At 61.6% G+C, this 25,244-nt stretch carries 15 protein-coding genes and 1 tRNA gene; 10 read left to right on the forward strand and 6 right to left on the reverse strand.

Annotated elements, in window-relative coordinates:
• Positions 1–3 precede the first annotated feature (3 nt).
• A tRNA-Lys gene (locus tag ACTOWK_RS03745) sits at positions 4–79 on the forward strand.
• A gap of 353 nt (positions 80–432) precedes the next feature.
• Here ACTOWK_RS03745 and ACTOWK_RS03750 read toward each other — a convergent pair.
• Together ACTOWK_RS03750 and ACTOWK_RS03755 are read right to left on the reverse strand one after the other, a co-directional pair.
• A complete protein-coding gene (locus tag ACTOWK_RS03750; RefSeq protein ID WP_441328844.1) occupies positions 433–1,413 on the reverse strand; it encodes a hypothetical protein in 981 nt (326 codons plus the stop codon).
• A 34-nt stretch (positions 1,414–1,447) separates the two neighbouring features.
• Complete coding sequence (locus ACTOWK_RS03755; RefSeq protein WP_441328845.1) at positions 1,448–2,278, reverse strand: hypothetical protein; 831 nt, start codon at positions 2,276–2,278, stop codon at positions 1,448–1,450.
• Positions 2,279–3,940: 1,662 nt separating this feature from the next.
• Here ACTOWK_RS03755 and ACTOWK_RS03760 point away from each other — a divergent pair.
• Both ACTOWK_RS03760 and ACTOWK_RS03765 read left to right on the forward strand, forming a co-directional pair.
• A complete protein-coding gene (locus ACTOWK_RS03760) occupies positions 3,941–5,290 on the forward strand; it encodes a Fic family protein (RefSeq protein ID WP_441328846.1) in 1,350 nt (449 codons plus the stop codon).
• 356 nt (positions 5,291–5,646) lie between these two features.
• Positions 5,647–6,755 (forward strand): IS3 family transposase gene (locus tag ACTOWK_RS03765; RefSeq protein ID WP_441328847.1). Its coding sequence is split into 2 segments (ribosomal slippage): positions 5,647–5,908 and positions 5,908–6,755, totalling 1,110 coding nucleotides; the frame shifts between segments, so codons are not numbered across the junction.
• Between the two features lie 156 nt (positions 6,756–6,911).
• On the opposite strand, the gene ACTOWK_RS03770 is transcribed toward ACTOWK_RS03765, so the two are convergent.
• From ACTOWK_RS03770 to ACTOWK_RS03780, 3 genes are all read right to left on the reverse strand, one after another.
• Positions 6,912–7,403 (reverse strand): hypothetical protein, encoded by a 492-nt coding sequence (locus ACTOWK_RS03770; protein ID WP_441328848.1) that lies wholly within the window; start codon positions 7,401–7,403, stop codon positions 6,912–6,914.
• 69 nt (positions 7,404–7,472) lie between these two features.
• On the reverse strand, positions 7,473–8,027 hold the full coding sequence (locus ACTOWK_RS03775; protein WP_441328849.1) for a hypothetical protein: 555 nt from the start codon (positions 8,025–8,027) through the stop codon (positions 7,473–7,475).
• A gap of 30 nt (positions 8,028–8,057) precedes the next feature.
• The gene (locus ACTOWK_RS03780) at positions 8,058–12,773 is read right to left on the reverse strand and encodes an RHS repeat-associated core domain-containing protein (RefSeq protein WP_441328850.1); all 4,716 of its coding nucleotides are present in this window, start codon (positions 12,771–12,773) and stop codon (positions 8,058–8,060) included.
• Between the two features lie 630 nt (positions 12,774–13,403).
• Here ACTOWK_RS03780 and ACTOWK_RS03785 point away from each other — a divergent pair.
• The 5 genes from ACTOWK_RS03785 (at position 13,404) to pyk (ending at position 20,238) form a co-directional block, all read left to right on the forward strand.
• The gene (locus tag ACTOWK_RS03785; protein WP_441328851.1) at positions 13,404–13,940 is read left to right on the forward strand and encodes a hypothetical protein; all 537 of its coding nucleotides are present in this window, start codon (positions 13,404–13,406) and stop codon (positions 13,938–13,940) included.
• Between the two features lie 448 nt (positions 13,941–14,388).
• A complete protein-coding gene (locus ACTOWK_RS03790; RefSeq protein WP_441328852.1) occupies positions 14,389–15,495 on the forward strand; it encodes a TlpA family protein disulfide reductase in 1,107 nt (368 codons plus the stop codon).
• A 30-nt stretch (positions 15,496–15,525) separates the two neighbouring features.
• Positions 15,526–17,316 (forward strand): protein-disulfide reductase DsbD family protein, encoded by a 1,791-nt coding sequence (locus ACTOWK_RS03795; RefSeq protein ID WP_441328853.1) that lies wholly within the window; start codon positions 15,526–15,528, stop codon positions 17,314–17,316.
• A 185-nt stretch (positions 17,317–17,501) separates the two neighbouring features.
• On the forward strand, positions 17,502–18,554 hold the full coding sequence (locus ACTOWK_RS03800; protein ID WP_441328854.1) for a catalase family protein: 1,053 nt from the start codon (positions 17,502–17,504) through the stop codon (positions 18,552–18,554).
• 217 nt (positions 18,555–18,771) lie between these two features.
• Positions 18,772–20,238: a pyruvate kinase gene (pyk, locus tag ACTOWK_RS03805; RefSeq protein ID WP_441328855.1), complete on the forward strand. Its 1,467-nt coding sequence runs from the start codon at positions 18,772–18,774 to the stop codon at positions 20,236–20,238.
• Positions 20,239–20,398: 160 nt separating this feature from the next.
• Here pyk and ACTOWK_RS03810 read toward each other — a convergent pair whose 3' ends face one another.
• Positions 20,399–21,739 carry a hypothetical protein gene (locus tag ACTOWK_RS03810; RefSeq protein WP_441328856.1) on the reverse strand — a complete coding sequence of 447 codons (1,341 nt, stop codon included), beginning with the start codon at positions 21,737–21,739 and terminating at the stop codon, positions 20,399–20,401.
• 204 nt (positions 21,740–21,943) lie between these two features.
• Between ACTOWK_RS03810 and ACTOWK_RS03815 the strand changes: the two genes are divergently transcribed.
• Together ACTOWK_RS03815 and ACTOWK_RS03820 are read left to right on the forward strand one after the other, a co-directional pair.
• Positions 21,944–23,794 carry a hypothetical protein gene (locus tag ACTOWK_RS03815; protein WP_441328857.1) on the forward strand — a complete coding sequence of 617 codons (1,851 nt, stop codon included), beginning with the start codon at positions 21,944–21,946 and terminating at the stop codon, positions 23,792–23,794.
• 244 nt (positions 23,795–24,038) lie between these two features.
• Positions 24,039–25,049: a class I fructose-bisphosphate aldolase gene (locus ACTOWK_RS03820; protein WP_441328858.1), complete on the forward strand. Its 1,011-nt coding sequence runs from the start codon at positions 24,039–24,041 to the stop codon at positions 25,047–25,049.
• The last annotated feature ends 195 nt before the right edge of the window (positions 25,050–25,244 follow it).

A 25,244-nucleotide genomic window follows, 5' to 3' on the forward strand; every position in this document is an offset into this window, starting at 1 on the left:
TTCGGGCCGTTAGCTCAGTCGGTAGAGCAGAAGACTTTTAATCTTTTGGTCGAAGGTTCGAATCCTTCACGGCCCACCAAACAAATAAGGCACTTAGGGCGAACCCTAAGTGCCTTTTTTCTTGCTCCGGGAAAATTCGCGCTCGGCGACAGGTTCCACGATTCCGGCGCATCAATGATTGGATGGGAGAGGAGGTGGTTCGCTTCCTTTCATACGACCTAACGTGATCTTCGGAGATTTTGCAGTGCATGAAAAGACAAAGGCGCCTTGCGGTGCCCTTGATTGTGGAGTGCGAGTCTACCCCTTGTGTCTTACACGTAATGTTCCATTCCCATCGGCCGCATCAATCAATTGCTTTACCTCCTCTGCGCACCACCAGCTCGCAGGCATAAGCAACTCCAGCCCGAAACACTACTCGCACGCTTTAAAAAATTACTCGCATTCGTTCAATTCCAGATCGAGCACTCTTCCCCTGGCAAGTGCTGGTATCTCTCTTTCGTTTGGAAATCTAGAAGTTTTCCAGGTCGCTCCTCGACTTATCGCCGCTGCCTTCGCGTTGCTTACTTGTTCAGGGCTTGCGTATTCCGCTGTGGCCGCGATCTTACCTTCGACGAATTTTCTCAGGGCGTCATTATCCGCATCACCTGGAATTCTGTCCTTAGCAAGTAGATACAGCGACAGTGACTCCTGGACGTCGATTTCGACCGCTTGAGTGAGTAACGAAGGCATCAGCTCGTGTGTTTGAGGGGCGTAGGCCGCCGCAAGGGACAATAGAGCGCCGCCATCACCCAATTCAGCGGCGCGACGCGCATATTTTTCAGCATTGACCTTGTATGTTTTTAGTTCATCGATGTTGCTAAGAGTGTCTTTGGCGAACAAGCCATTGCCGACAGCGTAGTTTGTCATTGCTTTGACATTTCCGAGTTCTGCCGCTCGCCTCCATGCCTGAACAATCGTCAGAGAGGACGGGGAATCAATCCCATCGCAGTGGATCGCGTCATCGGGCAATGCAGGATCAAGCAGTTTGAACTTAGTATGTTTATTTTCTTGGAGGCCCGTTTTATCTGCGCTTGCTATGTCATCCAGGCGGTTTGCCCGCGAAATAGCGACAGCACAGAATTGATACTCAGCGGCTAACCGACAAGCAGCCATCGGGTGTCCACTATCCGCCATTCGGCGAAGTATAGGCAATGATTCCTTGAGTGGCTGGTGGATTGGCGGCAACACGCCGCCAACCCGATTGCTTCCTTGCGCCACATCATTGCGCTTACTGATACTCATATTGGAATCAGAAGCCGAAGCGCGAGAGGGCGACTTCGCATCTTGCTTGCGCGAACTCATGTACAGGAGCCCGCCTATCAACGCAACGCTTAATATGATCATTGCGATTATTCTCGCAGACTTAGTCTTCATTTACTCCAATCCTATGAGTTCAAGCCAGCCATGTCTATCTAGCGACAATAATGCAAGTAGCAATGCCGTTTACCCAGCTGCAAGCGACACCGTAGTATTCCCCACTACCTCTCGAGCCAGTCACCGGGATTTGGTATAGCTCAGCCTGTCGGAGAAAACGCTCCAGATCGGGAATGCTATTGGTATTTACGAATTCGTACTCGCGGACAGAGTCTTGGCCGCCGGTGAAATCAAGTTTATTCTCCGGAATGATATTGTTGTTGCTATCGACCGTCGTGCTCTTTATGCGCTCCCACTTTCCGGTTTTTTTGTTTATGTCTATAAACATTTTAGAGCCATCTTTGAAAGTAACCTCAACAGCAGTGACCACTTCGACAGGCGTATACCATGGGAATGGATTAACACTTCTCATGTAGTTGACGAGATTGCTTGAAGTGACAACCCACGACTGTGAAACGTAATCAATAACCAGGGTTTCTTTGGAGGGGTTGTTGATTACTTCCCAGGCCGATCTAATATCTTGCCCACCGTTGTACGCAGTTGCCCGAACCATGCCGGCGATCGGTATACCCTGAACAAATGCTGTAATTTCAGGCTCGACCGGCATTTCCTCTGACCACTCAACTAGGCCGTCGATTTCCGGATCAAAATCAGGGGTCCAATTATTATAATACCCGTACTTTCGCACGGTCATATTTTCCAAGTTATTTACATAGGCCGGCTCAACCGGCCCGTCGCCTTGCAAATAGCGGTCAGCGGTCGCAAACATTTCTTGCGGCGTACAGCCGTCACAGCTCAAGACTTTCGCGCTAGCATCTCCGCCAAACGCTAAGGCGGCTAGCAAATATAGGGCACTTTTTTTCATATGACTTGCTCCATGCATGTAATGACGAAATTCCGTCGCGGTATATTTATGTATAGTTCCTGCTGGCCCTTTTTCTCGTGTTCCGACTGATTATCAACGCTCCATATTTACGTTTTTGTCCTTTCTCCATGGAGTTGTGACATTGCGCGCTCGTTGGGCGGGCATTGCTTGAGTTCGAAATCATACCGATTGCCGAATCGCGTTTTTTGATTTCGAGCTCCTGTTCGTATTCCTGCGGTTATTGCTTCTGCAGGGCCTACCTTGCGTTCGTTCAGCAATCTGTTGCAGTCGCACCGGCTGTCCGCGTACAGCAAGCTATCCAGCATTAGGCGAGGCCTACGCAATTTGCTTCGCGCAAGGCCTGCCCCCGTGCCCACGCTTCTGCGGCGACAGTGCGGAGTTGCGCAGTTCGGCTGTGTCCGGTATCGGCACTGTATATCTCTGCATGTCAGCCCGCGCCTGTTGCCGGATGAAACTTTTCCTACTCCGCGAAACGCTACGTCTTGGCATGCCGCTGCGCGCCGCCGTCCTTAATTGCATGAGTATCACCCAAATGCTGCACCACCGGCATAGGATTTTTCCCTATGCGCAAGTAAGAGACCGCCCGCACGAGACTATTTGTGTGCCTAAAGTCGCATAATTTTCGCCTTTCGCGTAAGTGGGGCTGGACGCGTTGGCGCGCGGTTGTGACCCCGCCACGCCTTCCCACTACTTGTGCGCCTTTCGATTCAGATCGCAGGACGGCCCGCGAGCCCGGCGCTCTATGGCAATGGGCTCGCTGGATAAGGGGACACTTTCGACGCGAATAGATGCACGTAGGGGGCTTTAAGAGTGCGGCGATGCGGGGTTTCGGCCGCATCGCCGAGCCGAGAGAACGGCGCCGACTGCGGGGCGTTTTCCCAGGCCAAGAGAGGGGCGTCGGAAAACGGTAACCTCGGTATCGAGGCCCGTTATCCAGTCATAAGATAATGATTTAAAAGGAATTGATGGGTTACCACGAGGGATAATTTTCAGTAACTTGGTCGGTAACCGACACGTAAGTGCTTGATCCGTAAGGGGAGGGTGAGTTCAAAAGATTACCTATATATGAGGAAACTAATTACCTCCTAGTTACCGTAGTGGTTACCCCTGTCTGTCGCCGTAAGTCATTGCTAATGTTGGGAAAAGTCGGCCTTCGTTGCAGCGGTTACCGAAGTTACCCGTTTCCGATGGTGCCCCAAATGTTTTGGGGGCCAATTGCTACGGCCGAAGTCGGCACATTCTCAAGCTGTAAGACTCCGCCGGCTACGATGGCGCCATGCCTTCCTGTCTTGTCCGATACCGAGTCGTGATCGCGCCACGTGGCCCCCGTGGCGCCGATCCTGCGCACGGTGTCCTGGCACCGCCCTGGTCGATGAGGAATGGGAGCCCGACGAATGGGGCGATCCCGGCCGCTGTCTGCGGCGCCGCGCCCTGGTCGAGCTGCGCGGGGACGATGGCGGGTGCTACCTCGACCGCGTTCGGGACCGCTCTGGCTTTCGGCGCATTACGGGGACAAAGATTGACAGACCCGTTTGGTGGGCCGACACCGAGTGCACGGCAGATTGACGATGCCCCCCTACTTGCCAATACCCCATTGCCCCCGGCAGGCTCGCGACTTCCGTTGCATGGCTTGGAGTCCTTGTGTTCAATCTAACTGCCACACCTTACAGCTTGGATGCGGCTGCCGAAGCACAAGTCCGTCAGCGCGTAAGTGACATAGAAGAGCGTGTCCGTTTGCTGAGGCGCGCAGGAACTCTGACTGACATAACGTTGCGAGACTTCTACGGCCAGAAGCGGTTCGAGGAAGTCGCGGAATCCAATGCCTTAGAAGGAAGTACTTTATCAGCCGGCGAAACCCAGCTTGCTGTAATGAAAGGCATAACAATCACTGGCCACGACCCGGCATATGTGAAAGATGCTATTGCGCTAAACAAGGCGCTCGACCGAATCACGGAGCTCGCGAAGAATCGAGACGTTCCTACAGACATCGACCAAGTCCGCCAGGTCAACGAATTGATTCTCGGTGACCGGCCTGGCGCTGGGCTCCTGCGCAAGGAGGCTGTGATCATAAGCGGGTCGAGTCATCGCCCCCCCGCGACTTGGGACGGAGTGATGCGGGGAATGGAAGAGTGGGAGCGCTGGTCGAAGGCGAATAAAGATCTGCCAGCGCCCATTCGCGCGGCGATACTCCATGCTTGGCTAACACACATTCATCCTTATCTAGACGGCAATGGTCGTGCCGCTCGCGCGATTAGCAACCTAGAGCTGATCCGCGCAGGATACCCGCCGATCATCATCAAGAAGAAGGAGCGTGATCGCTACATAGACGCCCTAGCTGAATCTGATGTCGGCGGCGATATACGGTCTTTTATGGAGCTTGTTTTCGCCCGGATCGAAGGTAGTCTCCGCGGGCTAGAATTGGCAGCTAAGGCTAAACAAGGGTATGACCAACTCGCGCAGAAGATTCGCGAGAGGCAAGAGGCCCTGCTGAAGGTATGGGATACGAGCGTTCGTCTCCTCGCATCCAGCATCGAACTGCATTTGTCTCAGATGGTTGATTCAGTTGGAGGCCGGTGCTCTGTGCGAATCTACGATACGCCTCTCGACATTGAGGATTTCATCGATGTATGTGAAGGGCGACCCGCGTCTCATAGTTGGGCCTTCACGGTTCGGCTAGAGGTTCCCGGGCTCCCGAGGGTGGAGCACTTAGCCTGGATAGGGTTTCGTGGGCCGCAGATGAAAGCCCGACTCAACAACGAAGGGGGGCCGTCCGTCTATTGGTCGCATCGGAATCCAGTGGGCTACCCGAAATGGCTGGCCGATAAGAACAATTCGCCGTTTGCTGTCGAGATGACCCAGAACATCGGCAAAGGCGATGCTTGGACTGTCATGAAAGCCAACGGCGACATTGTTCATCCGCAGCTAAATGACCTTTCTCGTCAGATTGCCGAAGCTATAGCCGCCGAAGCGTCTCTCCGCGACGGTTCGTAGCCCTTTTCGCTAGTGAAGAAGGATTGGCTGAGCGATGTCAAAGGAGTGGCTGTCCCAGTACCCGGCGGGTGTGGAAAATTGGCAGCCGGGTCTAGTCACTCTGGGCGTTCCACACACCAGCTTGGGGGAAATTGAGAATCTCAAGCTATTGATTAATAGGCAAACGTTGAAAGATTTTTAATCTTTTGGTCGAAGGTTCGAATCCTTCACGGCCCACCAAACAAATAAAGCACCTGGACGCGAGTCCAGGTGCTTTTTTGTTTGCTGAAGTTCACCGATCGGCGTGTCGCCTCCCCGTAAACTCACTCCAACCCTAACCAGAGGTCTCCAGGCAAACTAGCCCCAAGGAGACCCAGATGCGCAAGAGCAAATTCACCGAGAGCCAAATCGTCACGACGCTGAAGCAAGTCGAAGGCGGTCGGCAAGTCAAAGACGTCTGCCGCGAGTTAGGCATTTCCGAGGCGACGTACTACGTGTGGAAATCCAAGTACGGCGGCATGGAGGCCGCGGACGTGCAACGGCTTCGTGACCTGGAAACCGAGCACAACAAGCTCAAACGGATGTACGCCGAGCTGGCGATGGAAAACCATGCCTTGAAGGATGTCATCGCAAAAAAGCTCTAGACCCGGCGCACAAGCGCCCGCTGGCGGCGTGGTTGATGGAGCGCTACGGTTGGAGCGAGCGTCGGGCTTGTTCAGCGATCGGTTTGTCGCGATCGACGGTGCGCTATCGAAAGCGTCCGGATCGCGACGAGGAGGTCATTGCGCTATTGGCGGAGTTGGCCGAGCGGTTTCCGGAGCGCGGATTCGACAAGCTGTTCCAGTTGATCCGTCGCCGGGGGCGGCCTTGGAACCACAAGCGGGTCTGGCGGGTGTATTGCTTGATGCAGCTCAATCAGCGACGTCGCGGTAAGAAACGACTGCCGAACCGGCATCCTTTGCCGCTGGTGGCCGGCGAGCAGATCAACGGCAGTTGGTCGATCGATTTCATGTCCGATGCACTCTGGGACGGTCGCCGATTCCGCACCTTCAACGTCATCGATGATTTCAGTCGTGAAGCGTTAGCCATCGAAGTCGATCTGAATCTGCCCGCCACCCGAGTCATCCGCACGCTGGAGCGCATTGCCGCCTGGCGCGGTTATCCCCGCAAGCTGCGATTGGACAACGGTCCGGAGTTCATCGCCTTGGCGTTGGCCGAATGGGCTGAGCGCAAAGGCATCACGCTGGATTTCATCGAGCCGGGTCGGCCGATGCAGAACGGTTTTATCGAACGCTTCAACGGCAGTTACCGACGTGGCGTGTTGGACCTGCATGTCTTCCGAACCCTGAGCGAGGTCCGCGAGCACACCGAGCAATGGCTTTGTGACTACAACGCCGAGATACCCCACGACAGCCTGGGCGGTTTAACGCCCAACGAGTTTCGGATCCAAAACGACCCGGCGACCTCTAGTTTTGTGTGGCACTGATTTATGGTGGGTCGACAGGCGAGTCTCCGATTGCTTAAGCTACATCGGATGGTTCGTACAGAAACGATGCTCGCGATCTTGCCTCGACGGCAGCGTCGTGCAGGCAGGTAGCTAGTTTTTTGCTGAGCTTTCAGGTGCGACGCGCGAGCGTATGCGTCAAGCGTGAGCGCACAGACGCAGCGACTCGATCGGACCCGTCTGACAGGCCAACGCCTGTGCATGCGCACGTTCCCACGCCGCCCATGCGACCTTGCGAGCTTCGGGCCAGGCGAGCGGCGAGTTTCCTTTCAGCGCTTCATAGCGACCGCGCAAGTCCGAACGCGGATCGTCGAAGAAGCGCTCGGGATGCTCTTCGAAGGTCATCATGCCCAGGTACAGCGCCGGGCCATAATCGCGAAAAGTCAGGCCGGGCCGGTGGAACGGCGCGGACGGATAGTTCAGGACCCAATAGCTCAGGTTCGCGTCCGCAACGCGGCGGACGTACTTCGGAATCGGCTTAGTAACCATGACCATGCACTCGGCTAGATCGCCCCCGGACCGCAACCATGGCGCAGTCCGAGCCGCGATGCGTAAAGGGCGCGTGAGGGCGTTGCTAATCCGGGCAATACGTCGCGTATTTAAAAGGCAATCGGTTTCGACATCTGGCATCTTCGCTTTCAGTGAGACCGATTCATTGGCCGGGCCTAGGCGGGCCCGGCTTTATGCTTCCTTACGTTCTTATGGTTTGAAATCCATGCTGAGCGTATTTGTTGTTATTTGGTTGATCAATCGAGTCGCTTTATCAAGCTCTATCGAATCTCCGTAGAAATAGATAATGCCGTCCTGAAGGCCTAGCCGTTTTCCGCTAGTGGAGTTTTCGGAGGCTAAATGTGCATGCCAGCCGAACATGGTTGAGAGCATTGCTGCAATAGCAATAGCACTGTTTACCGCAGTCGCTCCCCCTGCTGGAATTGTCCATGCTATTCCCCTGGTGGCGTCGATATCCCATTTTTCCCCGGGAGATAGAAAGAGGCCTCCGAAAGTTTCTAATTCATCATCGGATGGCATGGTCGAATTATCCAGCAGTAGCAAGGTTGTATTACCGGGCGCAAGCCATTCAATAATGCAGTGAGCGGTTGCGTACAGCTCGATCGCGCTCGTTGATGGGGAGTGTTGCAGGAATTTTTGGTGAGAGGTGGCAGTCGATAACTCGCCCCAATTTCCGATTTTTAGATCAGTCTTTTCAAGAAGGTTGGCGGATTCAAGTTGAGTCAGAAGTCTGGCAGTGCTCATGCTGTCTTCCAAGTTAAAGGGGAATTTGTATTATTTTCCCTCGCTTCTTCTTTTCTCGATTTCTTCGTCTTCACTTTCGTTGAGAGTGCCGACATAGGTTGCGAAAAATACAGGGGCACTTAGTTTCCCTAAAGGGATCGGTGGGATGCGAGGGCCCGGATTGGACGGTTGAGGAGGAGTTTGAGGAGGCGACGGTAATTGAGGCTGGGGAGGGTTTGGTTGCTTAGGAGCAGGCACTTTGTGCGCTTGACTCGCGGTAATGGCATTTCCCTTCAGGTCGTATCGTTGCCACCCCTTCTGTCCATGTTGATTGGTTTTCCAGTATCCCGTACTCCCGGGCGGCCCACCTTGGCCAGCAGGAGGAACATACTGACATTGCATCCGGCCACTGCCCGTAGATGATTTTGGCCCCAGAAACTGCCCAGGACGATTTTTGTCATGGGGCTCCCACGGCCCACCAGGAACTACTCCATTTGGATCTGGGATGTTTACTTGTAGCCCTAAAGCATCGAAGTATCTAAGGGGATTGGCATCGGCGTACAAGTACGTTGAGGTTCCTGCAAGCAACCCGATTGGATCGCTTTGCGCATACCGACCAGTTACTGCATCGTAATCCCGGAAGTAGTTGTAGTTCAGCCCCGTAGCCGCATCAAAGCGCTGCCCCGGAAACCGCATATCGAACACGAACGCGGTGCCGTCCTGATCCGGGTCCTGGTTCGGCGGGTTGTTGCCGAAGGCTTCGCCCTTGGCGTCCCAGGTCCAGACCGCGAGGTTGCGGCTCGGGTCGATCACCGCACGCGGGGTGCCCAGGTGGTCGGGTTGCACGTAACGCAGGGTCTGCGCGACGCCGGCACCAACAAGCAAGCCGACCGGGGCGTCGCCCAGCCAGATCGCTTGTTGCTTCGTTGCGCCGTTGGCATCGTAGTCGCCCAGCCAATGGCCGGCCTCGTCGTACAGGGTGTAGCCGGTGATCGCACCGGTCGCGTTGTCGGCCCGCGAGACTCGTTCGCCCTTGGCGTTGTAGCGGTAGCTGGCCTTCACCACGCTGGCCTGCTTGACCTGACTCATGCGGTCGTTGGCGTTGTAGACGAACTCCTTGGCCGTACCGCCGATGCTGGTGGTGTTGCCGACCGCGTCGTAGCCGCGGCTGACGCCGCCTACATTGCTCAGGCTATGGCTGGTGCCCGGGTAGGTGTAGTTGGTGGTGATGCCGCCGTGCAGCAGGCTGTTGCGGTTGCCGGTGGCGTCGTAGCCGTAGGTCTCCAGCGGCGTGCCGGTCGGGCCGTCGCGGGTGATCTTGAGGCGACCCAGGGTGTCGTAGTCGTACTTCGCCAGGAACGCGCTTTGCAGGCCGTCCTTGAGCTGGGTCAGCTCGCCGACTTCGTTGTAGCCGTAGGCCAACGACAAGCCACCGGCGGCGCTGTCGAGGATCGTCTTGGCGCGGTAGTCCTGGTCGTAAGTGCGCGCCAGGCTGCGGCCGTTGCCGTAGGTCCAGCCGGTGGCCGGGCCGAACGGTTCATAAGCCGCATTGTTGAGCAGCACCGTGCGCACGCCGCCGGCCGGCTTGATGCCGACTTCGGTGACCTGGTCCAGGGTGTTGCGGACGTAGTCGACGATGGCGTTGTCCGGGTAGGTGATGGTGCGCACCTGGCCCGAGCTGGTGTAGGCGTAGCGCAGGGTGAAGCTGCGGGTGCCGACCGTCTGCACTTTGCGCACGAGTTGGCCCCAGCGGTCGTAGCAGTACTTCAGCTCGGTGCCGTCGGCGCGCATCGCAGTCACGCGTCCGACAGCGAAGTTCTCGCCGGCGGCGCAGACCGAGTTGACCGTGTCGTAGTCGTACTCGACATCGGCGGCGCCGCCGCTGTACGAGATCGTCTTCGGCCGGTTCAGGGCGTCGTAGGTGTAGGTGTGCGGGCTGGCGTCGTTGGCGTCCTGCTTGCTCGCGAGCAGGCCGGCGCTGTTGTAACCGTACGTAGTGACGCCGGTGTCCGGGCTCGACAGTTGCACCTGATCGCCGAAGCCGTTGTAGCCGTAGGTCGTGTCCAGGCCCTTCGGGTCGGTGACTTTGGTGACCTGGTCGAGCGCGTTGTATTCCAGCTTGGTCTCGACCGCGAGACCGCCGACATCCTGCAGGGTGCGGCTCAGGCGATTGAGCGGGTCGTGGTCCTGATTGGTGACGCGGTTCAAGGCGTCGGTGGTCAGGTCCGGGTTGCCGTCGTTGTCGTAGCTAAAGGTGGTCGCATGCGCCAGCGAGTCCTTGACGGTCTGCAACTGGCCCAGGGTATTGAACACGCGCGACAGGGTGCGCCTCAGGGTGCCGGTCGCGGTCTGGGTGTCTTCCTGCTTGCGGTTGCCGGCCAGGTCGAGGGTGTACTGGATCTTGTTGCCGGCCTTGTCGGCCACGCTGGTCAGGCGCTGGGCGGTATCGTAGGTATAGGTGATGTAGGCGCCGCCCGGCGGGGTGATGCGCTTGACCAAGCCGGTCGGCCAGTACTCGACCCGGGTGATGCGGTCGTCGGTCTCGACGCTGTTGTCGGCGCCGCGCACCTTGGTCGCGGTGAGCCAGCCGCGCGGGTGGTACTCGTAGTCGGTGACGATGCCGTTGGCGTCGATGACCGACAGCGGACGCCCCTGCGGGTCGTAGCCGAAGGTCTCGGTGCTGCGTCCCAGCGCGTCGACGACCTTCCGCAGGTCGCCCTTGCGGTAGGTGCACAGCGCCGGCTGGGTCGCGCAGGTGCTGTCGTCGCTGCCGTAGTACTGGAACGTCGTGACGTCGTTGACGTCGGTACGCGGGCCGTCGACCGACTTGACCAGGCCCAGGATCGGGCAGGTGCTGTTGCTCGCGGCCACATCGGCGGCTTCGCAATAGGCATAGGTCGTCGTGCGGGTCTGGTTGCTGACCGTGTCGCGCACGGTGACCGTGAGCGGCTGCAGGCGCGCGTTGCGGACGATGCGGGTCTCGCGGTTGCCAACTTGGGTCAGCACGGTGCGGTTGCTGGCGAGGTCGCGGCGTTCCGCACTGGTGCGTTCCTGCGCCAACCCGACGGCTTCCTTGACCGTATGCGTACGCGCCGGCTGCCCGGTCACCGGGTCGTTGGCTTCGGCGTACGTGTGTTTGGTCTGGGTGCCGTTGCGGTCGGCGACGGTGTCGAGGCGGCGGCGGAAGTCGGTAGCGGTATCGGCGTATGTTTGCGTCACCGAGCCGCGGCTGTCGGTGAATCCAGAGACCTTGCGGGGCAGGGCACCAGAACCTGAGGTTAGGCCATAATCCTCTTGCTGGCCGAGCGCTCCGGTAACTACTGCTCCGCCGGCCGAGGTGTAAGCGAGGTTGACGCCATCCGCTCCTCCGGCATGAACGCTCGATATAACTCGACCCTGCTCGTCATACGAGAATGTACTGAACCGCGCATCGTCCTCGGTGCTGACACCCGTCAGATGCTTGGTGAAGCGTGTATCTTCGTAGTGATACTTACGTGATTTCCCATCCGCATAGGTTGCCGTCTCTATCAGCCCGACCGTTGGAAAGTTGGGGAACTCGTAGAGGTAGGTGTAGCTGACGAGCGTCGCGCCTTCGGACGAGATCGAGCTGATCGGAGAGTCGATCGCGGAGCCATCGTAGTGCAGTTCGAGGGACCGTCCACTCGTATGCGTGACGCGTTCGATACGACCGTAATTATCGTAAGTGTAAGACAGCGAAATTCCGCTATCGAGCAAGAGCTGTAGAGCGCGCCCTTCATTGTCGAAAATCGGTGTGCTGCCATTGGTATAAAGCGACCAGCCGGAGCCATTGGCGACGAGACGATCGCCACTATCGTCTGTTGCCAGATAGGCTGCCCCTTCCTGACGAAACCGGCGTTGGTAGCCGCTGCTGTCGATCAGGCCAATGTTGGTGCCGTCAATCGCCAGGCGAGTAGATAGCGAGTGTGTCCATCCTGGCCCGAAGCCACCGTTGCTGGTCGCAGAGCCCGAATGATAGAAGCGGCGGAACGCAATCCACCCCAGATCGAAGTCTTGCTGTGTTTCGAACTTCTCGCCCGTCTTTACATCGCACGGGTTCCCGACCAAGCCGCTGGCTTGGCCCGCCGTCCCTTCGCATGAATTGACTTTGCCGGCGAGGGTCGCGGTGATTTCGGTATTTACGCAGGCGTTGTACTCGTCGCTCCATTGCGTATGCCCATTCGGACACTCGATTCGCCTGGATCGGCCGATGTTGGTGGGGCCGAAGTCGTGCAGGGTACACGGGGAGTCTGGCGTGTTTTTTCCGACTTTGGCGAGCTGAGAGTAGCTTCTCTTCTCCATTCGTCCTTCGTAGCCGGGCTGCGACACTTGCCAGTCGCCGAGCGGTTCGGCGACGGCAGAAGGCGCACAGGCAGCATTCATCCCGTCCAGGGTTTGTTTGATTTTCGTGGCGGCATCGGCTTCCGTAACGAAGCCCCCGCCGTACACGGTGCCGTACTTCCAGTCCGGATCGGTCGGCTGGTCCTTGCCCATCCAGTACGTTATGAGGACGCTGCCCTCTTCATCTATCTTCGTGCTCTTTATTTGCTCGACGAACTGGTAGGCGCCTTCTGTTTCCGGCGAAGGCGCAGGAAGCTCCCAAATCGCCTCCACGGCTTCCTGTTGAGTGTTGTACTCGGTCGATTGCCCTGCCGGATCGGAGATCTTCCATTTATTTCCGCTTTCCTGCGCAGACACTCCAGCGCTGAGCGAGTAGCACATTACAGCGGCTAACAAATTACGGCTCATGGTCGAGTAGGCAATCTGGAGCAGCCCTCTTGCTGAGCTTATGTGGGAAGGCGGTTCGTGAAGTCTCGAAGACATACCTGGTCCTTGGTAAAAGTCGATGGCACGACTAGCAGAGCCCGTCAGGCCCAGACGGGGCACGACGGAGATACGAATAAAGGTGGGGTGATACGAATGGGTGGCGCCTTCCCTCCATGGCGACGCAGTAGATCGATAGGGCCGCGTTCCGTGGCCGTACTAGATTCTCGTTAGGGAAAGCCTAAAGCGCAAGCGTCTCGTAATCTGCGAGAACGGCTCATTGGCGCTGACCCATCAAGTTTATGTGTGCTTTATGCCAGTGCGTTATCGCGCCGAAGCAAACGAAAGTATTAGTAGCCCGCTCCTTTGCAATCGGCCGATTCGGTTGGGTGCAAAGATTCCGGTCGATGGCCGTGGGTTGGTATGCGAGCTCAGCCCGAGTTATGTCGATGGCGATCAAAGCGTCGGCCCCTAGATCCCAGCAAGCGGCTTCTCGGTCGCACCTTACGATGCCCGGGCAATCAGGGGGCGGTTGCAGCTGGCCGTACTGGATTAGCGCCCCTGCTTCGTCACGACTAGCGGATACACGATCCGAAACTGGAGCTCAGAGGAACTATGTCCAATTACCGCAACACGATTCTGTCTTTCGCTATGGCGGCGGTCGCGTTGGCGCCCGTCTTGGCTGCGGCGCAGGACGCCACCGCCAAGCGGGTGGCCGATTTCATCGAGTGCAAGCTCAGTCTGGAGCAGGTCAACGCATTCGGCGACGAGATTAACGCCGAGCAGGTCAAGGGGCTGGCGCAGAGCGACGATGGCGGCGACGCTGCCCTGATGCTGTGGAAGAGCGCGCAGCCATTGTCGGCCTGGGGCGAGAAGTCGAGCTACGTCAACTTCCCCAGCCGTCAGGAAATGCATTTGGCTTACAAGGTGCCGGCCGGGCAGGAGTTGAAGCTCGGCGAGGCACTGGCCAAGCGCATCGGCGGGATGAGCCCGCGCCCCGACCTGGCGGCGATGATCGAGACTTACGACTGGAAGGGGCTGGACTATCGCAAGGTGTTGCCGGGCGAGAAGACGGTCCGCGTGTTGGTCGATGTCTCGTATGCGCCGGGGTGGGTGACGGTGGGTTGCGGTTACGGCGACGCGATCCAGTAAGCGTCCCAGTAAGCGCCGGAGTTGGCGTCGGGCCAGCGGCTCGACGTCTCTCGGTTCGAGCGGCGCAGTAGGCGGTAAGGTCGAGCGATGCCGCCGAGGTCTTGGCCGCTCGTGGCCCGGTGCATCGAACGAGCTCCATCGAAGCGAGCCATAAGCGACAGGCACTCGGGTAGCCGAGTGCCTCGTTGCCGTAAGCCGGAAAGGATCACTGCTCGACACCAGGCAGCGCGACGGATGGACGCGATGTTGCGCCGTCGTCGAGGCGCGTTATGGGCAGGGGCTTGGACGAGTCCGAACCCGGCAACTGGTCCGGTCGGATTCGCGGTGACTGGCTCACTCAAGGAACCAGCCGGGCCGTAGCGTGATGCCTCGAAGTGGCGATGCATGCGAGAGCAGGTCTCGGGCCGACCGCGCGCAACGCTTTGCTGTCTCTTACCGAGGAATCCGCATGACTCTGTACTCCTCGCGCCAGTGGGCGCGAACGTCGATAGCTGCCTGTGTGTTGCTCGCGATGTGCTGGTCGGGCGGCGTTCGGCCGGTGCAGGCCGAGACCGGCAAGGACTACGCGCAGCAGATTGGTGCGCGTCTGGTCGGGCAGGCCGTGCCGGCGTTTGTTCTGACCACCATCGATGGTCAACGTTTGGACCTGGGCGCATTGCGCGGCCGCAAGGCGGTGTATCTGAAGTTCTGGGCCACCTGGTGCGTGCCCTGCCGCGAGCAGATGCCGCATTTCGAGAAGGCACAGCGCAGTGCCGGCGACGACCTGCAGGTGGTCGCGATCAATATCGGTTTCGACGACACGGTCGAGCAGATCAAGGCCTATCGGCGCGAGCTCGGCTTGAGCATGCCGATCGTGCGCGACGACGACGGTGCGCTCGGCGAGCGCTTCGGCCTGCGGGTCACGCCGCAGCACGTGGTGATCGGCAAGGACGGGACGATCCGTTATGTCGGGCATCTGGCCGATGCCCGGCTCGATGCGGCTTTGGCCGAGGCACGGCGTATGCCGGGGTTCGACCCCGGCGTGCTCGTCGCCGCAGCCCCGTCCGCGTCAACGGCGCAGAACGTGCTTCAAATCGGCGAGCCGGTGCCGACCTCGAAGATCCGCACCCTGGAAGCACGCAAGCTCGCCTTGACCGATCCTGTCGGCCAGCGGCCGAGCGTGCTGGCGTTCCTGTCGCCCTGGTGCGAAAGCTATTTGGAGAAGACCCGGCCGCAGTCGTCGAAACAATGCCGTGTGCTGCGCGAGCAATTGGTGTCGTTGGGGCGCGACCATCGCGTGCGTTGGGTCGGCATCGCCTCGGGTTTGTGGGCGTCGGAGCAAGACCTTCGCGATTACCGCAACGCGCATCGGGTGCCGGTGCCGCTGAGCCTGGATCGCGACGGCGTGCTGTTTCGCCGCTTCGGCATCCAGCGCGTTCCGTCCTTGTTGGTCGTCGGTGCCGATGGGCGCTTGCTGCGGCGAATCGAGGTCGACGATGCGATGCCGTCGCGTCTGCAGTCCCTGCTGGGTGGGGCGGGCGCCATGACGCGCGGCGATGCGGCAGGGGTGCGTTGAATGGCGAGCTCGCTAAGCGATGCGCTAGCCATGCGATGGGCCGGTCCGATCGCACGCGGTCTGATGTTGGCGGTGGCGGCGTTGCTGTCGCCTTCGATCGCGTTAGCCGATGAGGCGACGACGAACGCTTACGAGAGCGGCGCTGATGAGCGCAGCGCTTCCGACCGGAGCCGGTCGGAAGCCGATGTCGAGCCGCTGCCGGTCGAACAAGCCTTTGCACTGACTTCGAAACTATCGGGCGACGGCAGCGTGACGTTGGAATGGCGGATGCCGCCGGGGTATTACCTGTATCGCGACCGGTTTTCCCTGCAAGCCGTGGATACCCCGCAGGCGCTCGGCGCCTTGCAGTGGTCCGAGGGCCGGCAGCATCAGGACCCGCAATTCGGCAACGTCACCGTGTTCTACGACCATGCGCGGTTGCGGGTTCCCTTGCAACGCGACATGCCGCTGCCGCAGCGGCTGGAGCTCAAGCTGAGCTTCCAGGGCTGTCTCGAAAACAGCGTCTGTTATCCGCCCACCTCGCGGCGCTTGTCGCTGGAGCTGCCGCCATCGTTGCGCACACAGGATGAGACTGCGCCGCCTTGGCTCGGCATATTGCTGATGGCATTCGCCGGCGGCCTGTTGTTGAACCTGATGCCCTGCGTGCTGCCGGTATTGTCGTTGAAAGCGTTCTCGATCCTGCATGCGGCCGACGACCCGATCGGCGCCAAGTGGCGTGCACTCGCCTATACCGCCGGGGTGGTGTCGTCGTTCGCGATCTTGGGCGGAATCGTGCTGACCTTGCGGGCCAGCGGCGGCGCGGCGGGCTGGGGCTTCCATATGCAGCAGTCGTGGGTGATCGGTCTGTTGGTGTTGGTGATGTTGGCGGTCGGCCTGGGTTTGTCGGGCGTAGTCACCGTCGGCGCCGGCTTGGCCGGTGTCGGCCAGCGCCATGCGCAGGGCCGGGGGCTGATCGGCGACTTCGTCACCGGCGTACTGGCCTGCGTCGTCGCCAGCCCGTGCACGGCGCCGTTCATGGGCGCGTCGGTGGCCTATGCGCTCGCTACGCCGCGGCCGTGGCTGGCCTTGGCGGTGTTCGTCCTGTTGGGGCTCGGCTTGGCGGCGCCGTTCCTGCTGATCGCGTTCGTGCCGCGCGCCGCGCGCCGGTTGCCCAGGCCCGGGGCCTGGATGGACACTCTGAAGCAATGGCTGGCCTTCCCGATGTACGCCACCGCGGTGTGGCTGTTGTGGGTGCTCGGCAAGCAACGCGGCGTGGATGCGATGGCCTTGGTGTTGCTGGCCGCCGTCGTGCTGGCCCTCGGGCTGTGGTGGTTCGAGAAGAACCGGTTCGCCGGTGCCCGCCAGCGCCGGCTCGCGGCGCTGATCGTCGCCTTGTCGTTGGCGCCGCTGGCGATGCTGGGCGCGTGGCAAGGCGATGCGGTGCCGGCGGTTGCGTCGAAGACCGAACTGCCGGTCGGTGCGGAGCGCTTCACCTCCGCACGGTTCGCCGAACTGCGCGCGCAGGGCCGGCCGGTGTTCGTCAACGTCACTGCCGATTGGTGCCTGACCTGCAAGGTCAACCAGGCCGCGGTATTGGAGCGCGACGGCTTCCGCGTCTTGCTCAAGGACACCGATGCCGTGTACCTGGTCGCCGACTACACCCAGCCCGATGCGGCCATCGCCGCCTTGCTCGAGGAGCAGGGCGCGGTCGGCGTACCCTTGTATGTCGGCTACGACCGCGAGGGGCGGCGGACGAAACTGGCTGCGGTGCTGTCCCTGCAAGGCATCGCCGATGCGCTGGCGCAGGCGGGCTCGCCGGTGTCGCCGACTGCGGGCGGCTAGCGCGGCCGGCCAGTCACACAGGTGTGAAGCTCCTTCACGGTCGCCGGACTAGAGTCCGGCTTCGACGCCAGCCATTCGCCACCTCAGCCGTTTCGCCTCAGGTCGTGGTCCGCTCGCATCGCCGTTGGCCGTCGTCGACAGACGGTCAACAGACTTTACGGTGGCACGACCATCAGGAGAGCGCCATGTCCACGACTCACCACCCCTCCGAGCTTCCGTATCCGGGCATCGACGAAGCGCTCGGTGAGGCGCTGTATCCGCAGGAGTCCGATCTGGCCTTGCAGATCGCCGATGCCATAGAGAAATCGATCCGCGAGCAGTACCAGCCGGGCCAGGTCCGCCGCGACGCGCATCCCAAGGCGACCGGCTTCGTCGAGGCCGAGTTCCGCGTCAACGAGGTTTTGCCGCCGGCCCTGGCCCAGGGCGTGTTCGTGCCCGGCAAGGTCTACCAGGCCTGGGTGCGCTTCTCCAATGGCGCCGGCGACCCGAACCGTTCGGACGACAACGACGACGGCCGCGGCATGGCGATCAAGTTGCTCGGCGTGCCGGGCCCGAAATTGCTCGAGAACGATCGCGAAGCCACCTCCCAGGACTTCGTGATGATCAATCATCCGGTGTTCCTGGCCAACGACCCGCACCGTTATCTGTCCCTGGTCGAGAAAGCCAGCAGTGGCCGCCTGCTCGACAAACTCGCCATTCCGTTCGCGCTTGGCCTGAAGGGGACGTTGCGCGCCAAGGAAATCAGCAGCGGCAAGATTTCCAACCCCTTGCAGATCCGTTATTTCTCCGCAGTGCCGTATCAGCTCGGCGTGGGTCCCGACCGCCAGGCGATCAAGTTTTCGGTGATGCCGGCTTCGGCCGAGGTCGACCCGATGCCGGCGCAGCCCGGCCCCGACTATCTGCGCGAGGCGATGAAACGCACCCTCGCCGAGCGCGATGTCGTATTGAAGTTCCTGGTCCAGCCCAGGACCTCCGGCAGCATGAGCGTCGAAGATTCGATGACCGCATGGGACGAGGCGCAGGCGCCGTTCTTCGAGGTCGCGACGGTGCACATCCCGCGGCAGGATTTCGACACGCCCGAGCGCAACCGCCTCGGCGAGGACATCGCCTACAGCCCCTGGCATTCGCTGCCCGAGCACCGCCCGCTGGGCTCGACCAACCGCTTGCGCAAGCTGATCTACGACCGCATCAGCCGGGTGCGGCATGAGATGAATTCGGTCGAACGCCGGGGCGCGTGATGCCGCGGCAGCATGCGATCGCCGGCCCGATCGGCATACGGCACCGCATTGCATGGGCGATGCTTTCGCGTTGGCGATCGGGCTTTGGTAAATCCGGGCATTGGCAAATCCGGGCGATTTTTTCCAATCGCGGGCGTAGAGCGAATGTGCTCGCGTGCGGCGGGTTCGACCGTCGCCGAAGCTGTGCTAGTTTGGCCGACAGCCAAGAGAGCCTGCCATGTCCTCAAGCCCGCGACGCACCAAGATTCTTGCCACCCTCGGCCCGGCCACCGATCCGCCGGGCGTGCTCGATGCCTTGCTCAACGCCGGTGTCGACGTCGTCCGCCTGAATTTTTCGCACGGCGATCCGTCCTCGCAGGTCGCACGCGCCCAGGCCGTGCGCGAAGCCGCACTGCGGGTCGGCGTCGAGGTCGGCATTCTCGCCGATCTGCCCGGGCCGAAGATCCGCATCGAGCGTTTCGCCGAAGGCCGGGTCCTGCTCAAGGCCGGCGACCGCTTCGACCTGATCGCCAGCGCGAGCGCCCCTCCGGGCAATCTGCGCGAGGTCGGGGTGAGCTATCTGGGCCTGCCCAACGACGTCACGCCCGGCGACGTGCTGCTGCTCGACGATGGCCTGCTGCAGCTGCGTGTCGGCGCGGTCGACGGCGAACGCATCATCACCACCGTGCTCAACGACGGCGCGCTGTCGGACCGCAAGGGCCTGAACAAGCTCGGCGGCGGTCTGTCGCTGGGCGCGCTGACCGAGCGCGACAAGGAATTGATCCTGGTCGCCGCCGAACTCGGCGCCGACTTCATCGCGGTGTCGTTCTGCCGCAACGCCGAGGACATGCACGAGGCCCGCCGCATCGCCCGCGCCGCCGGCAGCGACGCCGCGCTGGTGTCGAAGATCGAGCGCGCCGAGGCGATCGAGAACCTGACCGAGATCGTCGACGCCAGCGACGTGGTCATGGTCGCGCGCGGCGACCTCGGCGTGGAGATCGGCGACGCCGAACTGCCCGGCCTGCAGAAGAAGATCATCCGCGAGTCGCTGGCGCGCAATCGCGTGGTCATCACCGCCACCCAGATGATGCAGTCGATGGTCGACAACCCGATCCCGACCCGCGCCGAAGTGCTCGACGTGGCCAACGCGGTGATCGACGGCACCGATGCGGTGATGCTGTCGCAGGAATCCGCGGCCGGCCGTTATCCGGTCAAGGCGGTCGAGGCGATGTCGCGCATCTGCCTCGGCGCCGAGCGCCAGTTCGATCACGACACCGATTTCGAGGCTGCGCCGCGCAACCTGGAACGCGCCGACCAGGCCATCGCGATGGCGGCGATGTTCCTGTCCGAGCACATCGGTGTGCGCGCCATCGTCGCCATGACCGAGTCCGGCGGCACCGTGCGTTTCCTCTCGCGTTTCCGTTCGAATGCGCCGATTTACGCGTTCTCGCGCCACGGCGGCGCGCGCCGGCGCATGTCGATGATGCGCGACGTTTATCCGATCGATTTCGACAGCCGCGGCCTGGCCTCGCGCGACGCCGCGCGCAACGTCGTCAAGCAGTTGTTCGATGCCGGCAAGCTGGGCCAGGGCGAGCGGGTGATCTTCACCAGCGGCGACACCATGGAACAGCACGGCGCGACCAACACCCTGCGCCTGCTGCAAGTGGGCGAGGGCGGTTGCGCCGAGGGGCTGGGCGAGCTCTGAGGCGGAACGGCGGCTCGGATAAGGAGCCGCCGAACCCTCTGGGGTAGGAGCGGCGCGAGCCGCGACCCGGACATTGAAGCGGCGACGTCAGTATGGTTTCGCGGTCGCGGCTCGCGCCGCTCCTACCCGGGAGCGGCACCATGAGCGGCGTCGGCAGTCGTCAGACGCCGACGTAACCGCCCGCATACACCGGCTTCCATTGACCGGATTGCTGGCTCCAGATCTGGTACTCGCTGCCTTCGTACTGGTGCAGACGGAAGATCAGTTCCGCCTGGCCGTCGCCGTCCAGGTCCAGGGCATCGTGGAAGGAATGCGTTTCGACCACGTCGCCGCCGGTCTCGCGTGCGATCTCGCCGACGTTGCGGTATTGCTTGCCCGAGACCTCCAGCAGCAGCACCGCATCCAGGCTGGTATCGGCCTGATCGGCGCGCTTCGGGCGCACCGCGGCATCGGCGGTGGCGACCAGCAGCCGTTGCTCGCCGGCCAATGCGATCGCGTGGACGCGCAGGCCGTTGCGCTCCTTTTCATCGTAAGGACGCAGCGCCTTGTCGATAGCGGCGCGGTCCATGCGCTGCCGCGTCAGGACAGCGCGCAGTTCGCGCTCGACCGCGCGGTGTTCGTCGGCGGACACTTTCGGCTCGATCCGCGCCGCGCCGGCACCGAGCGTTTCGTTGCTGGCCAGGCCGCTCAGGCGTTCGTCGCGCTCGGTCGCCGGCGGGCGGCGCACGTGCGCTTCCATGCCCAGGCCCGCGCTTTCGCCGCGGTCGATGATCTGGATCAGTCCGTCGGCGACGCCGTTGCGGTACAGATTGAAGCCGCGCCAGACCGCGAAGGTGCTGTCCGGGGCCGCGGCATCGGCGTAGCGGCCGCGCCCGTCGATGCGGGCGATCGCGGTCAGGTAGCCGCCATCGACGCCGAACAGCAGGCGCGGCTCACCGGCCGGGCGTTCGACCTTGGGCGCGGTCATGCGCTCGCGGCGGGTGGTCGCGGCTTGCACGGCCGCCGTGTCGCCATCGGCTTGCAGGGCATCGATCAACAACTGATGGCTTTCGCGCGCGAACGGGCGCAGGGCGATCGCGCGTTCGGCGATGGTGCGCCGCTCGGCGCCGGAGGCGCGGCGATAGTCCTGTTCCAGCGAGGCCGCGGTCGGCGCGCGCGGGCCGAGCAGGTCGGCGCGGATCCAGCCGACCGATGGATTGGGGCGTTCCGAAGTCGCCCGCACCCATTCGCCGAACGCGCACTGCACCTTGACCTCGGCGCCGATCGGCACCGAGGTCACCGCGCCGCCCTCGGCGCGCGGCACGGAACGCATCCGCGCCGCATCGACGACGACGTAGCGGGTCGATGGCTGCGGATGCGATTCGCAATGGGCGACGGCTTCGCGGTAATCGCGGTCGGCGTCGTTGGATTGGGCGAGGGCGGGGAGGGCCGAAAGAGCGCCCAGTGCGAAAGCGGCCTGGAGCGGCCAGAGCGAAGGGCGAGGCGGGTGGTTACGGGTCATGCGCGCGATCCTTGTGCGGCTGGGATTTGGCGCAGAGCTTAGGCCGGCCGTCGCGACGGTGTACAGCCCCATGCGGACCGCCTGCGATTTCCAGGGATAGCACATCTCGCTTGTTGCGATGGACTCGGGTTACAACGGCGGTCGCGGCGGCCGAGTGCGGCCGAGTGCGGCCGTGGCGACTGGATCATCAAGGCAGAGGTTGGAATGAACAAGCGATTCAAATGGATGTGGCGGGCGGCGCTGGCGGCGTCGATGCTGGCTTCGGTGCCGGCCTGGGCGGCCGACGAGGACGCCTACGACTTCGGCGGCATGTACGGCCTGTACCCGGAGGGCGGGGTGGTCAAGTACTACAACAATCCCGCGACGGGAGCGGCCAGCTGTCCCACGGGTTACGACGCCAGGCAGGTGTTCGGCACCGGCAACGTGGATTGGTCGATGTTCCTGTGCACGAGACCGCATGTCGTCGGCCGCGCGCCGTTGTACGACTTCGGCGGCATGGTCGGCTTGGCCAATGGCACGGGCAACGGCGCCTTGCCATGGCGGGGTTACTACTATTTCGTCAACCCGTTCACGCATACCGACGAATGCCCGGTCGGCTATCAAAGCCAGCAGGTGCTGGGCACGCCGAGCGTCGATCACAACCTCTATTACTGCTACCGCCCGCATGCCGAAGGCGGTTTGCGCATGGACTTCGCCGGCATGACCGGCGATGGCGCGACGCCTTATCCCAACCCTGCGACCGGCGTTGCCCATACCTGCCCCGGCGGCTACAGCCGGTACACCGCGTTCGGTACGCCGAGCGTCGACTACACCTTCTATTACTGCGGGAAACTGCGGAACGCGGGCCTGCAGCCGGCGGGCAAGGGCAGCCTGGGACTGGGCGAGCCGATCGTGCCCAATGCGGTGGCTCGTTTCCCCGGCAATCCGGCGCAGCAGCAGGCCGAAGTAGACCGCGAAGTGTTGCTGGCAAAGGGCTTGCGCCCGCGTGTGTTCCGTATGTGGATGCTCAACACGCATATCCTGACCGACGAAAACACGCTCGGCCCGTATGCCGCTCTGCATCAACGTGCAGTACAGGCGTTGTCGGACGCCAACATCACCCTGGTCGGCATGGACAATTCGTTTCCGGCCTGGTTGACCGGTGTGCCGGAGCGCTCGGGGCAGTCCTGGATCCTGCCGTGTCCGGACCAGCGTTCGGCGAACACGCCTTATGCCGAGTTCCTCGCGCGCTACGAGAAAAGTTGGACCACGATCGCGAGTACCTATCCGCAAATCAAGCTGTGGCAGGTGGCAAACGAGACTAACGGTAAGGCGCAGGATGCACAGGGTTTCGACGTGTTCGCGCCACCGTTGCAGGGGGAGCGCGGCGCCTGTCAGAACGGGCGGCTCAGGTTTACCGACCAGGACCGCGTCGACATCACCATGGACCTGATGTTCCATGCTCGGCGCGGCATCAAGGCCGGCAATCCGGATGCTTCGACGTTCATGCCGCCGCCTTCGCCGATGGGAGACAAGACGTTGGCACCGATCGCCAATTTCATCGGATCGCTGTACGCGAATATCGCTGCCGGCAATCGCCCCAGTACCAATGCGCGCGATTACTTCGACGGTGTTTCCTGGCACCCGTATATCTTTCAGGACGCGAACCAGCAAACTTGGGTGGACCGCAACAATGCGATTCACGATGTGCTGGAACAGTATGGGGACGGCAATGTGCCGGTGATCTTGTCCGAGGTAGGCAACTCTTCGGCGATTTCCTGTAACGCCAGCTCATGCGTGGACCGTTCGCCCACCGAGTTGCGCGACTGGATGCAACACACCTTGTCGCTCAGTCAGTCTCCCGATCCTGCGGCCATGCCCTGGCTGACGTATCTGATCTGGTTCCGGATGAGCGATGTCCACAGTTCGCTGTCCACAGCGGCCAGCCCGCCCAGCCTGCCCAACCCCGAGTTCTATTACGGCATTCTGAAGGGCGACAACAATCAGCCGTCCCCGTCTTCGGACCTGTTCTGTCAGTACACCGGGTGCCATGCCCTCGAAGCGATCCCGTTCTGATTAAGACATCAGCGCGATATGAAACAGGGCTTTAGACCGGCCTCGTGCCCGCGGGTATGAGGCCGGTCAAAACGCCGTCGCCGGATTCCTCCGGCGGCGGCTGACACCGATATCGGCCCGCTCGCTGAAAACGGTTTCCGTCGAAACTGAGCGCAAGTGCCTGATTCGACAGGCCCAAGGAGGGGGCAAGGTTCACCGTCAGCGGCTATAATCGCGGGCTTCCCACCGCTGCCGCAGGATCTCCATGAGCATCGAACAGCTTGCCGAAACCGCCCAGGCCATGGTCGCCGCGGGCAAGGGCATCATCGCGATCGACGAGTCGAACGCCACCATCGCCAAGCGTTTCGCCGGCGTCGGTATCGACAACACCGAAGAAAATCGCCGCGCCTACCGCGAGCTGCTGCTCACCACGCCGAAGATCGGCGACTACATCTCCGGCGCGATCCTGTACGACGAAACCATCCGTCAGTCGACCAAGGCCGGCGTGCCGTTCACCAAGGTCATGATGGACAACGGCGTGATCCCGGGCATCAAGGTCGACAAGGGCCCGCAGGCGCTGGCCGGCTTCCCCGGCGAAGTCGTGACCGAAGGCCTCGACGGCCTGCGCGCGCGCCTGGAGGAGTACTACAAGCTCGGCGCCCGCTTCGCCAAGTGGCGCGCGGTCATCAACATCGGCGACGACATCCCGTCGGGTACCTGCATCGAGGCCAACAGCCACGCGCTGGCGCGCTACGCCGCGCTGTGCCAGGAGCAGGGCCTGGTGCCGATGGTCGAGCCTGAAGTCATCATGGACGGCAGCCACGACATCGACACCTGCTTCGAAGTCACCGAAGTGACCCTGCGTTCGCTGTTCGGCGCGCTGTATGAGCAGAGCGTGCTGCTCGAAGGCACCATCCTGAAGGCCTCGATGGTTCTGCCGGGCACCCTGGCCAGCGACCGCGCCAGCGTCGACGACGTCGCCGCGGCCACCCTGCAGTGCCTGAAGTCGACCGTGCCGGCGACTCTGCCGGGCATCGTGTTCCTGTCGGGCGGCCAGTCGGACGAGGACGCCACCGCGCACCTCAACGCCATGAACCAGATGGGCCCGAACCCGTGGCCGCTGTCGTTCTCCTACGGCCGCGCCATGCAGTCGGCGGCGCTGAAGCTGTGGTCGCAGGACTTGGTCGGCAACATCGCCAAGGCCCAGCAGACCGTGTACGAGCGCGCCAAGGCCAACGGCCTGGCGGCGCTGGGTCAGTGGAAGGCCGCCGCGTAAGCGTCGTTCTTCGCAGTACCGCGTCACCCGAGAACGCCGGCCTTGTGCCGGCGTTTTCTTTTTGGCCGTTGTCGGCCGGTGTGGCGTGGGCTTGGATCCGTGCGTCGTAGGCGCGGTGTCGCGGTCGCGGCTCGCGCCGCTCCTACTCTTGAATTCGCCAGGGCATGCAGCGACGCGAGGGCCGATGGGACAGGG

Source organism: Lysobacter sp. CA196, from assembly GCF_052078695.1.
Classification (GTDB): Bacteria; Pseudomonadota; Gammaproteobacteria; order Xanthomonadales; family Xanthomonadaceae; genus Lysobacter.

Coding starts and splice junctions, on each gene's coding strand:
- ACTOWK_RS03750 (WP_441328844.1), bottom strand. CDS start 1,413: ATGAAGACTAAGTCTGCGAGAATAATCGCAATGATCATATTAAGCGTT.
- ACTOWK_RS03755 (WP_441328845.1), bottom strand. CDS start 2,278: ATGAAAAAAAGTGCCCTATATTTGCTAGCCGCCTTAGCGTTTGGCGGA.
- ACTOWK_RS03770 (WP_441328848.1), bottom strand. CDS start 7,403: ATGCCAGATGTCGAAACCGATTGCCTTTTAAATACGCGACGTATTGCC.
- ACTOWK_RS03775 (WP_441328849.1), bottom strand. CDS start 8,027: ATGAGCACTGCCAGACTTCTGACTCAACTTGAATCCGCCAACCTTCTT.
- ACTOWK_RS03780 (WP_441328850.1), bottom strand. CDS start 12,773: ATGAGCCGTAATTTGTTAGCCGCTGTAATGTGCTACTCGCTCAGCGCT.
- ACTOWK_RS03785 (WP_441328851.1), top strand. CDS start 13,404: ATGTCCAATTACCGCAACACGATTCTGTCTTTCGCTATGGCGGCGGTC.
- ACTOWK_RS03790 (WP_441328852.1), top strand. CDS start 14,389: ATGACTCTGTACTCCTCGCGCCAGTGGGCGCGAACGTCGATAGCTGCC.
- ACTOWK_RS03795 (WP_441328853.1), top strand. CDS start 15,526: ATGCGATGGGCCGGTCCGATCGCACGCGGTCTGATGTTGGCGGTGGCG.
- ACTOWK_RS03800 (WP_441328854.1), top strand. CDS start 17,502: ATGTCCACGACTCACCACCCCTCCGAGCTTCCGTATCCGGGCATCGAC.
- pyk (WP_441328855.1), top strand. CDS start 18,772: ATGTCCTCAAGCCCGCGACGCACCAAGATTCTTGCCACCCTCGGCCCG.
- ACTOWK_RS03810 (WP_441328856.1), bottom strand. CDS start 21,739: ATGACCCGTAACCACCCGCCTCGCCCTTCGCTCTGGCCGCTCCAGGCC.
- ACTOWK_RS03815 (WP_441328857.1), top strand. CDS start 21,944: ATGAACAAGCGATTCAAATGGATGTGGCGGGCGGCGCTGGCGGCGTCG.
- ACTOWK_RS03820 (WP_441328858.1), top strand. CDS start 24,039: ATGAGCATCGAACAGCTTGCCGAAACCGCCCAGGCCATGGTCGCCGCG.